The organism is Rhodococcus kronopolitis (genome assembly GCF_042654025.1).
In the GTDB taxonomy this organism is placed as follows: domain Bacteria; phylum Actinomycetota; class Actinomycetes; order Mycobacteriales; family Mycobacteriaceae; genus Rhodococcus_G; species Rhodococcus_G kronopolitis.
This window is the reverse complement of record NZ_JBHSFO010000008.1, coordinates 153,869-166,598: the sequence shown is the minus strand read 5'-3', so window position 1 is coordinate 166,598 and position 12,730 is coordinate 153,869. Positions and strand designations below refer to the sequence as shown.

General features: G+C 69.1%; 13 protein-coding genes. 11 read left to right on the top strand and 2 right to left on the bottom strand.

The genetic code is table 11. The features are described 5' to 3' along the window. Positions 1 to 531: 531 nt before the first annotated feature. Entirely contained in the window at positions 532 to 1,101 is a 570-nt protein-coding gene (locus ACFO6S_RS14680) for a hypothetical protein (RefSeq protein WP_378418145.1), read from the bottom strand. A 319-nt stretch (positions 1,102 to 1,420) separates the two neighbouring features. Here ACFO6S_RS14680 and dnaK point away from each other — a divergent pair, with 319 nt between their 5' ends. The 11 genes from dnaK (at position 1,421) to ACFO6S_RS14625 (ending at position 11,918) form a co-directional block, all read left to right on the top strand. Further along, positions 1,421 to 3,265 (top strand): molecular chaperone DnaK, encoded by a 1,845-nt coding sequence (gene dnaK / locus ACFO6S_RS14675; RefSeq protein ID WP_378418143.1) that lies wholly within the window; start codon positions 1,421 to 1,423, stop codon positions 3,263 to 3,265. Continuing rightward, the gene (gene grpE / locus ACFO6S_RS14670) at positions 3,262 to 3,825 is read left to right on the top strand and encodes a nucleotide exchange factor GrpE (RefSeq protein WP_378418142.1); all 564 of its coding nucleotides are present in this window, start codon (positions 3,262 to 3,264) and stop codon (positions 3,823 to 3,825) included. Before dnaK ends, grpE begins: the two co-directional genes overlap by 4 nt. 35 nt (positions 3,826 to 3,860) lie before the next feature. After that, a complete protein-coding gene (gene dnaJ, locus ACFO6S_RS14665; RefSeq protein WP_378418140.1) occupies positions 3,861 to 5,048 on the top strand; it encodes a molecular chaperone DnaJ in 1,188 nt (395 codons plus the stop codon). A 42-nt stretch (positions 5,049 to 5,090) separates the two neighbouring features. Next, positions 5,091 to 5,495 (top strand): heat shock protein transcriptional repressor HspR, encoded by a 405-nt coding sequence (locus tag ACFO6S_RS14660; protein ID WP_378418138.1) that lies wholly within the window; start codon positions 5,091 to 5,093, stop codon positions 5,493 to 5,495. Positions 5,496 to 5,811: 316 nt separating this feature from the next. Further along, a complete protein-coding gene (locus ACFO6S_RS14655) occupies positions 5,812 to 6,975 on the top strand; it encodes an FAD-binding oxidoreductase (protein WP_378418137.1) in 1,164 nt (387 codons plus the stop codon). Between the two features lie 176 nt (positions 6,976 to 7,151). Beyond that, on the top strand, positions 7,152 to 8,756 hold the full coding sequence (locus ACFO6S_RS14650; RefSeq protein WP_378418135.1) for a flavin-containing monooxygenase: 1,605 nt from the start codon (positions 7,152 to 7,154) through the stop codon (positions 8,754 to 8,756). A 4-nt stretch (positions 8,757 to 8,760) separates the two neighbouring features. Beyond that, on the top strand, positions 8,761 to 9,561 hold the full coding sequence (locus ACFO6S_RS14645) for a mycofactocin-coupled SDR family oxidoreductase (protein ID WP_378418133.1): 801 nt from the start codon (positions 8,761 to 8,763) through the stop codon (positions 9,559 to 9,561). A gap of 2 nt (positions 9,562 to 9,563) precedes the next feature. Next, positions 9,564 to 10,397, top strand: coding sequence for a mycofactocin-coupled SDR family oxidoreductase (locus tag ACFO6S_RS14640; protein ID WP_378418132.1), 834 nt, complete (start codon positions 9,564 to 9,566; stop codon positions 10,395 to 10,397). 5 nt (positions 10,398 to 10,402) lie between these two features. Next, the gene (locus ACFO6S_RS14635) at positions 10,403 to 10,750 is read left to right on the top strand and encodes a hypothetical protein (RefSeq protein WP_378418130.1); all 348 of its coding nucleotides are present in this window, start codon (positions 10,403 to 10,405) and stop codon (positions 10,748 to 10,750) included. Continuing rightward, complete coding sequence (locus ACFO6S_RS14630) at positions 10,743 to 11,378, top strand: Dabb family protein (RefSeq protein WP_378418128.1); 636 nt, start codon at positions 10,743 to 10,745, stop codon at positions 11,376 to 11,378. Before ACFO6S_RS14635 ends, ACFO6S_RS14630 begins: the two co-directional genes overlap by 8 nt. Before the next feature lie 78 nt (positions 11,379 to 11,456). Beyond that, on the top strand, positions 11,457 to 11,918 hold the full coding sequence (locus ACFO6S_RS14625) for a DUF1801 domain-containing protein (protein ID WP_378418126.1): 462 nt from the start codon (positions 11,457 to 11,459) through the stop codon (positions 11,916 to 11,918). A 27-nt stretch (positions 11,919 to 11,945) separates the two neighbouring features. Here ACFO6S_RS14625 and ACFO6S_RS14620 read toward each other — a convergent pair whose 3' ends face one another. Further along, positions 11,946 to 12,701, bottom strand: a complete 756-nt coding sequence (locus ACFO6S_RS14620; protein WP_378418124.1) for an FAD-binding oxidoreductase — start codon at positions 12,699 to 12,701, stop codon at positions 11,946 to 11,948. Positions 12,702 to 12,730: the final 29 nt, after the last annotated feature.

Sequence of the window (12,730 nt, the reverse complement as noted above, 5' to 3'; positions counted from 1 at the left end):
AGGGTGTGGGAGAGTAGGACACCGCCGAACATAATTTGCGAATGCCTCGCATCACGACTCCTCTTGAGGGGTTGTGGTGCGGGGCATTTCGCGTTTCCGGGGGTGTTTGGTGCGGCCCGGGTGTCGCCGGCCCTGGGTGTTGCCGGCCCGGTGCCGGCCTATCGAGTGAACGGTTCCGTTCATTCGATTGCATCGAGTGGATGTGCCGTTCACTCGGTTCTGGGCGGATGTGATCGGCCGGGGGACCGGCGAGCCCCGGCGACGGGCGTTCGGTTGCCGGCGGTGGGTCGGTGTCCTTCTGTGTTCGTGTCGGGTGTGCCCTCGTGCCGCGACCTCCGTGTGTGGGGTGGTGGTGTGGGGGCTTCTTGTGTTTTAGGGGTGCCGGCGGCTGCTCGCCCGCCGCCTCCCGCGGCTGCCCGCTCTTCGCCGCCGGTTGGTGGGCGAGTGAATGTGCCGTTCATTCGATTGCATCGAATGAACGCTTCCGTTCATTCGATGGCGGGGGAGGCGGGGGTGGGCTGTGAGGTGGGGTCAGCGGCGGAGGTAGTTGTTGACCGAGGGCATGAAGAGGGCCGCTACCGCGACGACCACCAGGCCCGCGTAGACGAACGGCGCCCACTGCAGGATTTCGACGCCGGCATCGGCCGTCAGGCCGCGGTAGGCGACCGCGGCGGCGACGGACGCCGCTCCGGTGGCGGCCAGCGCGATCCGGGCTATCCGCCGCCGCTGTCCGAGCAGGTGCAGGAAGACGAGTGCGGTCACCAGCAGGATCGCTGCGACGCCTGCGCTGACGAGCAGGGTCGCCGAGACGGTGTCCGCGATGTCGTGGTTCGCCACGTCCGGGCTTTGCTCCTGCAACGCCGTCGACATGCCGTCCCGGATCGAGGCCAGCTCCAGTGCCGTGACCGCGGCCAGGCCGCCCAGTACCGCGAAAGACGCGTACCAGGCCGACCGCGCAACCGTGACCGCGCGGGGCGTCGCCTCGGTGGGTTCCTCCCGCAACGGCGTCACCGTGAACTCCGGCCGCGGGGGCGGTGCCCGGTGCGCGACCGGTCGGGTGGTGTTCGGGTCGCCGGGCGTCGGCACTTCGGGTGTCTCCACGCCTCGCATCGTATCGACTGCGTCGTCGGCCGGTCGGTACTGCGGGCTTTCTACCAGCTAATTCTCCGGACATTGGAAGTTCGGTGCGGGGTCGGGAACAAACTTCGCAATCGTCCCGTTGAGCATCTCGACAGGCTTGAGTGAGCCTGGCTCAAGTTTGGCTTGACTTCGTACAATTGCACGAGGCAGACTTGAGCCGGAGACGCTCATTCTTGCTGTGTATCGGATTCACCAAGCACCTCAGATACATAAGCAACCCAGCATTACACCCCGGCCGACCTGTGGCCGGGGGGTGCTGCAACCAGTAGGAGGAATCACTATGGCTCGTGCGGTCGGAATCGACCTCGGGACCACCAACTCGGTCGTTGCCGTCCTGGAGGGCGGCGAGCCGGTAGTGGTGGCAAACTCCGAGGGCGCGCGCACTACCCCGTCGGTCGTCGCCTTTGCCAAGAACGGCGAGGTGCTGGTCGGCCAGCCCGCGAAGAACCAGGCGGTCACCAACGTTGACCGCACCATCCGCTCCGTCAAGCGTCACATCGGCACCGACTGGAACGTCGAGATCGACGGCAAGAAGTACACCCCGCAGGAGATCAGCGCCCGCATCCTGATGAAGCTGAAGCGGGACGCGGAGGCCTACCTCGGCGAGGAGATCACCGACGCCGTCATCACCGTCCCCGCGTACTTCGAGGACGCCCAGCGTCAGGCGACCAAGGAAGCCGGCCAGATCGCCGGCCTCAACGTCCTGCGCATCGTCAACGAGCCCACCGCTGCGGCGCTGGCCTACGGCCTGGACAAGGGCGAGAAGGAACAGACCATCCTGGTCTTCGACCTCGGCGGCGGCACCTTCGACGTGTCCCTGCTCGAGATCGGCGACGGCGTCGTCGAGGTCCGCGCGACCTCCGGCGACAACCACCTCGGTGGCGACGACTGGGACGAGCGCATCGTCAACTGGTTGGTCGACAAGTTCAAGGCGTCCAGCGGCATCGACCTGACCAAGGACAAGATGGCCCTGCAGCGTCTGCGTGAGGCCGCGGAGAAGGCGAAGATCGAGCTGTCGTCCTCGCAGTCCACCTCGATCAACCTGCCGTACATCACGGTCGACGCGGACAAGAACCCGCTGTTCCTCGACGAGCAGCTGACCCGCGCCGAATTCCAGAAGATCACCTCCGATCTGCTGGACCGCACCCGCGCGCCGTTCCAGGCCGTCATCAAGGACAGCGGCATCTCGGTCAAGGACATCGACAACGTCGTGCTCGTCGGTGGCTCCACCCGTATGCCCGCCGTCTCGGACCTGGTCCGCGAGCTGACCGGCGGCCGTGAGCCCAACAAGGGCGTGAACCCGGACGAGGTCGTCGCCGTCGGCGCCGCCCTGCAGGCCGGCGTCCTCAAGGGCGAGGTCAAGGACGTGCTGCTCCTCGACGTCACCCCGCTCTCCCTCGGCATCGAGACCAAGGGTGGCGTGATGACGAAGCTCATCGAGCGCAACACCACCATCCCGACCAAGCGCAGCGAGACCTTCACCACGGCGGACGACAACCAGCCGTCGGTGCAGATCCAGGTGTTCCAGGGTGAGCGCGAGATCGCCTCGCACAACAAGCTCCTGGGATCCTTCGAGCTGGCGGGCATCCCGCCGGCCCCGCGTGGCGTGCCGCAGATCGAGGTCACCTTCGACATCGACGCCAACGGCATCGTGCACGTGACCGCGAAGGACAAGGGCACGGGCAAGGAGAACACGATCAAGATCCAGGACGGCTCCGGTCTGTCCAAGGAAGAGATCGAGCGGATGGTCAAGGACGCCGAGGCGCACGCCGAGGAGGACAAGGCCCGCCGCGAGGAGGCCGAGGTCCGCAACCAGGCCGAGTCGCTGGTGCACCAGACCGAGAAGTTCATCAAGGACAACGAGGACAAGGTGCCGGCCGACGTGAAGGAGAAGGTCGAGGCCGCCGTCAAGGAGGCCAACGACGCCCTCGCCGGCAGCGACATCGCCGCGGTCAAGACCGCGGTGGAGAAGCTCTCCACCGAGTCCCAGTCGCTGGGCGAGGCGATCTACAAGGCGCAGGCCGACGAGGCCGCAGCGTCCGGTGACGGCGCTGGCCCGAGCCAGGACGACGACGTCGTGGACGCCGAGGTCGTGGACGAGCCGTCTGATCAGGACAAGAAGTGACCGAGTTCGACGCCGATCGCGACCCGTTGACGGAGGCCGCCCGCACGGCCGCCTCCGAGGCCGCCCCGGACACCTCGCAAGAGGCGGCCGGGGCCGGCTCGGCCGACCAAGCGGTCGACGAACTGGCCCAGCTCACCGCAGAGCTGGACAAGGTCGGTACGGAACTGGGCTACGCCAAGGCCGAGATCGCGAACATCCGGCGCAACAGCCTGGCCCGGATCGATCAGGCCGTCGCAACCGAGCGTGCCTCGGTGGTCGTCAAATTCCTGGACGTCGTCGACGACCTGGACCGGGCCCGTGCACACGGTGACCTGGAGGCCGGCCCGCTGAAGGCGTTGTCGGACAAGCTTGCCGGAGTCTTCGGCGGGCTGGGTCTGGAGGCGTTCGGCGACGAGGGCGACGCCTTCGACGCGGAGCTGCACGAAGCCGTGCAGATGGAGGGCGACGGCGGCAACCCGGTGCTCGCGGCGGTGCTCCGCAAGGGCTACCGTCTCGGCGACCGCGTGCTGCGCACGGCGATGGTGACCGTCACCGACGGCCCGCCCGCGCCGGTCGAGTAACTAGTAAGTGAAGTAGCGAGAGGAGGAGACGCCCGGTGAGTCAGCGGGAGTGGATCGAAAAGGACTTCTACAAGGAACTGGGCGTCTCTTCCGGCGCTTCGGCCGACGAGATCAAGAAGGCGTACCGGAAGCTGGCGCGGGACCTGCACCCCGACGCCAATCCCGGCGACACCAAGGCCGAGGAGCGGTTCAAGGCCGTCAGTGAGGCCTACGCCGTCCTCTCGGACACGGACAAGCGCAAGGAGTACGACGAGGCTCGTCGGCTGTTCGCCAGCGGCGGCTTCGGCCGTTCCGGGTATCCGCAGGACGCGGAGCACGGCGGCGGTTTCGGTGGCGGCGAGTTCAACATCAACGACCTCTTCGGTGGCGGTGCGAGTTACACCACCGGCGGCGACAGCGGACTCGGCGACATGTTCGGCGGGCTGTTCGGGCGGGGTGCGGGGCGCGGAACCGCCTCCGCGACGCGTCCCAAGCGGGGCGCCGACGTCGAGGCCCAGACGACCCTCCCGTTCCGGGATGCGGCGCTGGGCGTGACGGTCCCGCTGCGACTGACCAGCCCGGCCTCCTGCACCACCTGCCACGGCAGCGGTGCGAAGCCGGGCACCAGTCCGCGGGTGTGTCCGCGCTGCAACGGAAACGGCATCATCAGCCGCAACCAGGGCGCGTTCGGGTTCAGTGAGCCGTGCGACGACTGCCGCGGAACCGGCTCGATCATCGACGACCCGTGCGTCGACTGTCACGGCACCGGCGTGCAGAACCGGACCCGGAGCATCACCGTGCGGATCCCGCCCGGGGTGAGCGACGGACAGAAGATCCGGCTCGCCGGCCAGGGTGAGGCGGGTCTGCGCGGAGCGCCGTCCGGCGACCTCTATGTCACCGTGCACGTCAAGGCGGACAAGGTGTTCGGCCGCAATGGTGACGATCTGACGGTTACCGTGCCGGTCAGCTACGGCGAGCTCGTGCTGGGCACCACGTTGTCGGTGCCGACCCTCGAGGGTCGCGTCGGCGTCAAGGTGCCTGCGGGCACGGTGGACGGTCGCACTCTGCGAGTGCGTGGGCGAGGTGTGCACAAGCGCGGGGGTGGCGCGGGCGACCTGCTGGTCACCGTGAAGGTGGCCGTGCCGCAGCACCTCGACGAGGCCGCCACGACAGCGTTGCAGGCCTACCTCGAGGCCGAGAAGGCGAGCGGCTTCGACCCCCGAGCGGACTGGGCGGGAGCCTGATTTCCGCTTCGGCTTCCTCGACCGACTGGAGGTGAACCGTTGGTGCAGAACAGCTTTACGAATCCAGAGCCCAGGCCGGATCCGGACGCGCAGATCTTTGCGATTTCGGTCGCCGCGGAGTTGGCCGGGATGCACGCACAGACGCTGCGGAACTACGACCGCCTCGGCCTGGTCACCCCGCACCGGACCACGGGCGGCGGCCGGCGCTACTCGCCGCGCGACGTGGCACTGCTGCGCGAGGTGCAGCGACTCTCGCAGGACGAGGGCGTCAACCTGGCGGGCATCAAGCGGATCATCGAACTGACCAATCAGGTCGAGGCGCTGCAGCGCCGGGTCGGCGAGTTGTCCGAGGAGATCGAGGAGTCCCATTCGCCGGTGCCCAGGCGGGACCTGGTGCACATCCCGCGGAGCACCGCGCTGGTGGTCTGGAAACGCCGAAGTCAATGAATCTCGGCCTCCGCCGACGATCCCGAGTGGTGGCGTCGCCGCACGATTCGCGGCGTACGCCGCCCGCGGGTCGCCGGTCGCGGGGTGGGACGTCGTCGTCGGACCCCTCGGGGTGGTGCCGGGCTCCCTCGGGTGGTTGGCCTCGCGCTGGATCCGACCGCGCGGTCGGGGGCGGGTCACCCGTGTCGGTCGCGGTGTCGTTGCCCGCCGGGCTCTCGGCTCGCTAGACTTCGGTCAACCCTGCGGCAACCGCCGGGCCTCCGGCCTGCCAGGACCGCAGCAGATCGAAGCAGTGTGCGGAACGGGGACTTCAGTAGTGGACTCGACGACCGTTTCGCTCGTCCAGACAACCTTCAAGATCGTCACCTCGGCCGAGGACGGCCCAGCCCAGCTGACCCGGGACATCTTTGCGAATCTCTTCGCAGCGAGCCCCGAGACGCGGGAGCTCTTTCCGGCCTCCATGGACGTCTCTCGGCAGCGACTGCTCCAGGCGATCGGCTACGTGGTCGACAAGCTCGACACACCGCGCCGGATCCTGCCGTTCCTCGAGCAGCTCGGCCGCGATCACCGCAAGTACGGCGTCAAGGACGCGCACTACACCGCGGTCGGCAACGCGGTGCTCGATGCGCTGCAGAGTTTCACGGGAAACCAGATCTGGACCGTGGAGGTCGACGAGGCCTGGCGTCAGACCATCGCGCTCATCAGTGCCACCATGATGGGCGCCGCGAACTCCGAGTCCCGGCCGAGTACCTGGACCGGCACCGTCGTCGAGCACAAGCAGGTGCTGCGCGACGTCGCCGTCGTCCGGCTGCAGCTCGACCAGCCCATGGAGTACGGCGCCGGCCAGTACGTCAGCGTCAGTGTGCCCGGGCGGCCCCGGATGTGGCGCTACCTCTCGCCCGCGATCCCCTCGAACCCGCAGGGGCAGATCGAGTTCCACGTGCGGCAGGTCTCCGGGGGCTGGGTGAGCCCGGCGATCGTCGGGCAGACGAGCCCCGGAGACAAGTGGTCGATCAGCGCCCCGCTGGGTGCGCTCGGTGTCGACCGCACCGATGACCGCGACATGGTGATGATCGCCTCCGGTACCGGCATCGCCCCGCTGCGGGCGCAGCTGATGGAGATGGCGATGCGCGGCAGCAACCCGCGAGTGCACCTGTTCGTCGCCGGCACCTACCCGTGCGACCTCTACGACATCGAGACGCTGTGGCAGCTGTCGATGACCAACCCGTGGCTGACCGTGGTGCCGGTCTCGGAGGAGGCCGAGAACCCGTGGTGGCACACGGAGCCAGTTCCCGAGTCGCCGCCCGGAATGCACCAGCGGCTGATCGGGAAGGTCGGCCAGGTCGTCTCGGGATTCGGCACCTGGGCGGACCGGGACATCCAGATCGTCGGGTCCACCTCGATGGTCCAGACCACCAAGTTCCGGCTGCTTGCCGCGGGTACGCCTGCCGAGTGCATCAGGTACGACCCGCCGTCCTGACCTCCCGGCCGTGGCCGTGGTGGCGACCCGCTGAGCGGAACGTCGGTCACGGTGACCCGGTCAGCGGGAGGCGTTCTAGGCCCCGGCACGGGCGCCGCCATAGCGTCGACATCGAGTGATGTCCTCAGCGAAAGGCAGCCATCGTGAACGCAGTTTCCTCAGGGTCCGCCGGGCCCGTGCCCGCACAGGTTGACGTCGTCGTCGTCGGTGCCGGCTTCGCCGGGCTGTACGCCCTGCACCGACTGCGTGGCGCGGGCCTGTCCGTGCGGGTGTTCGAGGCCGGTGACGGCGTGGGCGGCGTCTGGTACTGGAACCGCTATCCGGGCGCGCGTTGCGACGTCGAGAGCGTGGACTACTCGTACTCCTTTTCCGAAGAGCTGCAACAGGAGTGGGACTGGACCGAGAAGTACGCCACCCAGCCGGAGATCCTCGCCTACATCAACCACGTCGCCGACCGGTTCGACCTGCGCCGTGACATCACCTTCGGCACCCGGGTCACCGAGATGGTGCTCGACGAGGCCGCGATGCGGTGGACGGTCCGTACCGACGGCGGCGAGACGGTGACCGCGCAGTACGTCATCACCGCGGTCGGGCCGCTGTCGAACGCGAACATCCCCGCCATCGCAGGCCTCGACGAGTTCACCGGCCCGATCTACCACACCTCGAGCTGGCCGCACGAGGTCGTCGACTTCACCGGCAAGCGGGTCGGCGTCATCGGCACGGGATCCTCTGGCATCCAGACGATTCCGCGCGTCGCCGAGCAGGCGGACGTGCTGCACGTGTTCCAGCGCAGCGCCAACTACAGCGTCCCGGCCGGCAACGTCCCGCTCGATGAGGCGACCCGTCGCGAGCACAAGGCCAACTACGCCGAGCGGCGACGACTCTCGTTCCGCAGCGGCGGCGGCTCGCCGCACCAGGCCCACCCCAAGTCCGCGCTGGACGTCTCCGAGCAGGAGCGGCGGGATGCCTACGAGACGCGCTGGGAACTGGGCGGTGTGCTGTTCAGCAAGACCTTCCCGGACCAGATGACCGATCTCGCGTCCAACGACACCGCGCGGGAGTTCTGGGAGGAGAAGGTCCGCGCGGTGATCGAGGACCCGGAGATCGCCGAGTTGCTGATCCCCAAGGACCACGCGATCGGCACCAAGCGGATCTGCACCGACTCGAACTACTACCAGACCTTCAACCGCGACAACGTGAACCTGGTGAACCTGCGGGCCACCCCGATCGACTCGATCGACGCGACCGGAGTGAACACCACCGCCGAGCGCTACGAGCTCGACGCGCTGGTGCTGGCAACGGGATTCGACGCGATGACCGGCTCGCTCGACAAGGTGAACATCGTCGGCCGCGGTGGCCAGACCCTCAAGCAGGCGTGGGCTGCCGGGCCGCAGACCTACCTCGGGCTCGGCTCGGTGGGGTTCCCGAACTACTTCAACCTGACCGGTCCCGGCAGCGTGTCGGTGCTGGCGAACATGGTGCTGCACTCCGAGCTGCACGTGGACTGGGTCGCGGACTGCATCGAGTACGTGGCACGGCAGGGCGCGCTCGGCATCGAGGCGACCGAGCCGGCCGTCGCCGACTGGGTGCGGCAGTTGACCGACCGGGCCGACGCCACCCTGATGCCGACCGCCAACTCCTGGTACGTGGGGGCGAACGTCCCGGGCCGACCGCGGGTGTTCATGCCGTTCGTCGGCGGGTTCGGCGTGTACGGCGAGATCATCGCCGAGGTGGCCGCGGCCGGCTACAAGGGCTTCGAACTGGTCGAGTCGGGCCGGTAGCGGCATGCCTCGGATGGCGGGCAAGGTCGCACTGGTGACCGGTGCCGGAAACGGAATGGGGCGCAGCCACTGCGTCCGGCTGGCCGCGGAGGGCGCCGACGTGATCGCGCTCGACCTGCCCTCTGCGGAGGAAGGGCTGCGCGAAACCGCCAGGCTGGTAGGCGAACTCGGGGCCCGTGCGGTGACGGCCCACGCCGACGTCCGCGACCTCGCCGCCGTGCAGTCCGGGGTGGACCTCGGCGTGGCGGAGCTGGGTCGGCTCGACGTGGTCGTCGCCAACGCCGGCATCTGTGACAACCCGGGGCCGGCCTGGACCATCGAGGAACCGGTGTGGCGGCGTTCGCTCGATGTCAACCTGACCGGGGTCTGGCACACCGTCAAGGCCGCGGCGCCGTCGATCGGCGCCGACGGTGGCTCGGTCGTCATCGTGAGTTCCACCGCCGGGACGAAGGCGGTAGCCGGCGCCGCGCACTACTCGGCGAGCAAGCATGCCGTGATCGGGCTCATGCGTACCCTGGCAAACGAACTGGGGCCCAGGTCGATTCGGGTCAACGCGCTGCTGCCGGGAGCCGTCGGCACCGCGATGACGCTCAACCCGGCGACCTTCTCCCGGCTCCGGCCGGACCTGGAGAACCCCACCGCGGAGGACGTGATGGAGGTGCTCTCCCGCAACCACCTGCTGCCGGTGCCGTGGGTGGAGTCGGTGGACGTCAGCAACGCACTGCTGTTCCTGGTGTCCGACGAGGCCCGGTACGTCACCGGGACGCAGCTGGTGGTCGACGCCGGCCTTACCCAGAAGGTGTGACGATGACCGGTCGAGTGGAAGGCAAGGTCGCGCTGGTCACCGGCGCGGCGCGGGGCATCGGGCGGGCGCAGGCGCTGCGGTTCGCGCAGGAGGGTGCGGACGTGATCGCCGTCGACCTGTGCGGGCCCGTGGAGACGGTGGTGATCCCGCCGTCGAGCTCGTCGGACCTCGCGGAGACGGTGGCGCTGGTGCGGGAAACAGGTAGGCGCATCGAGGCATTCGAGGTGGACGTCCGGGACCGGGCGCAGCTGGCGGCGGCCGTGGACGCGGGCGTCGCGGCCCTCGGCGGCCTCGACATCGTGTGCGCCACCGCGGGGATCACCTCCTCGGCGCCCGCGCTCGAGCTGGACGAGCAGACCTGGAACACCATGCTGGACGTGAACCTCACCGGGGTGTGGCACACCTGTGCGGTGGCGGCGCCGCACCTGATCGAGCGTGGCGGCGGGTCGATGGTGCTGACCAGTTCGATCGCCGGCCTGCGCGGGCTGGTCGGCGTCGCGCACTACACGGCGGCCAAGCACGGCGTGGTCGGGCTGATGAGGTCGATGGCAAAGGAGCTGGCGCCGCACAACGTTCGGGTCAACACGGTGCACCCGACCAACGTCGACACCACGATGATCCAGAACGACCTGGTGCGGTCCAAGTTCCGCCCCGACCTCGACCGACCGCCGACTCGAGAGGAGTTCGCGGCGGCGGCGGTGTCGATGAACATGCTCGAGGTGCCCTGGATCGAACCGGTGGACGTCGCCAACGCCGCGCTGTTCCTGGCGTCCGACGAGGCGCGCTACGTCACCGCGGTTGCCCTGCCGGTGGACGCCGGCAGCACGGCCCGCTGACCGACATGGCGGGCCCGACGGTGTACGTGATCGACCGGGTGGTCACCCGGCCCGGTCGCGCACGCGAGTTCGTCGACGCCTACCTGGCGGAGTACGCACCCGGCGCCCGGGAGCGGGGCATGACGCTCGAGCGGGTGCTGGTGAGCCCGCCGGTCTGGTTCGACGACGAGTCCAACACGGTCACCGCCACCTGGGCGCTCGACGGCGCCGACGCCTGGTGGCAAATGACGTGGCAGGGGCGCCCGGACCCGGCCCTGGGGCGGTGGTGGGCGCGGATGGACGAGCTTCTCGTGGAGCGGTCCCGCTCGGTGGCCTCGGCCGCGGGGGACGTCGACGGGCTGTCCGATGTTTAAGGTCACCAAGCTGATCCACTTCTTCGGCGGCGCCGACGCGAGTGCGCGCGAGCGGTGTGCGGACGGGCTGCGCGCGGCCGCGGCGGGTGCCGGGCGGGTGCTGGTCGCCCCGACGCTCGACGGCGTCCGCAACGGTGGCGACCTGCTCGCCCACTTCCAGTTCGACGACGAGGACGAGTGGCACGGGGTGGAGCGGGAAGTCGCTGCCGCACTGGATACTTCCGCAGTCGCGCACGTCGACGGCGTCGAGTACCGCGGCGAGGCAGACGGGACCACCGGGCCCGGAACCGCCGGCGGGGTGTACCGGACGCTGCTGCTGCGGGTGGACCCGGATGCGTCGGACGCCGCCGTCGCGCGGTTCGAGGACGACCTGCTGCGGATGCCCCGGCACGTGCCGGCGATCCGGTCGTGGCAGCTCTCTCGGGTGCTGCGGGCCGAGGGCACCTCGGCGTGGACTCACGTGTGGGAGCAGGAGTTCGCGGACCTGGACGCGCTGACGGGGCCATACCTCATGCACCCGGTCCACTGGGCCCACGTCGACCGCTGGTTCGACCCCGAGTGCCCGGAGATCATCGTCCGGGACCGGGTCTGCCACAGCTTCTGCGAGTTCGAGGGCCGGGTGCTCTAGCCGAAGGGATGCGAGTATGGGACTCGCCGTACACGCGGCGACAGGCACCTGACACCGATCACGGAGGAGGGGACCGCGATGAGCGCGAACGCCGGCCCGAACGAGACGAACAGCGACGGATTCTCCACGGCGGAGCGCGCCGCCATGCGGGAGCGCGCCGCGGAACTGAAGAAGCAGGCGAGCGACGGTCGCGGGGGCAAGGCCGCCGCCGCGGAGCTCGACGTTCTGTCGAAGATCGCGGAGATGGATGCGCCGGATCGCGCAGTTGCCGAACGGATCCACGCGATCGTCACCACCACGGCCCCCGACCTGTCGCCGAAGCTCTGGTACGGGCAGCCTGCCTATGCCAGGAAGGGGAAGGTCGTGTGCTTCTTCCGCAGTGGGCACGCCGACAAGGAGCGCTACTCGACGTTCGGCTTCACCGCCGAGGCACACCTCGACGACGCGACCGGGCTGTGGCCGACGTCGTACGCGGTGACCGAGTTGAGCGCCGAGGCAGTAGCGGTGATCACCGCACTCGTCAGGAAGTCCGCGACGTGAGCTGACGGCCGAGCGTGTTCGGCCGGCTCAGCCGACCTGAATCGACCCGGCCGGGGTGCCGGTGTCGACCAGCGCGCGGACGGTGGCCCGGACCATGGCGGGCGAGCCGCTGATCAGCACCTGGTGGTTGGTGTAGCCGCCGTACGAGCTGACCACGTCCGCGAGGGTGCCCTGGATCAGGTCGTCCTCGCCGAAGCCGATGTCCACCTTGGTGCGCTCGTGCCACTCGTCGGCCCAGTCCGGGTCCTCGATCTGCTCGACGATCGGGACCACGGTCAGCCAGTCCAGGTGGTACGCCAGGATCGTCAGCATGTCTGCGGCGTACAGGTCGCGGGGGTGGCGGCCGCCGACGAACAGGTACACCAGTGGCGGGTTGGGGCGCCGGGTCAGTTCGAGCAGCATCGAGCGCATGGGTGCGAGCCCCGTGCCGCCCGCGATCATCACCACCTCGGTGGTGGAGTCGTCGATCCGCAGCCGGCCGGTCGGAGAGCTGATCCGCCACTCGTCGCCCGGCGCGGTGTCCGCCACGATCGAACCGCTGACCCATCCGGCGGGCACGGTCCGCACGTGGAACTCGAGCTTGCCGTCGAGCGACGGCGGCAGCGCGGGGGAGTAGCGCCGGGTGACGCTCGGCAGCTGCGGGACGGCGACGGACACGGACTGACCAGCCGTGAACGGGACGTACTCGCCCTCCAGTCGGACGACCGCCAGATCTCGTCGTAGACGATGATGCTCGACGACCGTCGCGAGCCACTCCCGGTCCCGCTCCACGTCCACGCTCATGGGGCGTAATCGTAGTCGTGCGGCGCGGC

What these genes read in the sequence shown, in the direction of transcription:
- ACFO6S_RS14630 (WP_378418128.1), top strand. Translation starts at nt 10,743, where the DNA reads ATGTTTAAGGTCACCAAGCTGATCCACTTCTTCGGCGGCGCCGACGCG.
- ACFO6S_RS14620 (WP_378418124.1), bottom strand. Translation starts at nt 12,701, where the DNA reads ATGAGCGTGGACGTGGAGCGGGACCGGGAGTGGCTCGCGACGGTCGTC.
- ACFO6S_RS14640 (WP_378418132.1), top strand. Translation starts at nt 9,564, where the DNA reads ATGACCGGTCGAGTGGAAGGCAAGGTCGCGCTGGTCACCGGCGCGGCG.
- ACFO6S_RS14645 (WP_378418133.1), top strand. Translation starts at nt 8,761, where the DNA reads ATGCCTCGGATGGCGGGCAAGGTCGCACTGGTGACCGGTGCCGGAAAC.
- dnaK (WP_378418143.1), top strand. Translation starts at nt 1,421, where the DNA reads ATGGCTCGTGCGGTCGGAATCGACCTCGGGACCACCAACTCGGTCGTT.
- ACFO6S_RS14625 (WP_378418126.1), top strand. Translation starts at nt 11,457, where the DNA reads ATGAGCGCGAACGCCGGCCCGAACGAGACGAACAGCGACGGATTCTCC.
- ACFO6S_RS14635 (WP_378418130.1), top strand. Translation starts at nt 10,403, where the DNA reads ATGGCGGGCCCGACGGTGTACGTGATCGACCGGGTGGTCACCCGGCCC.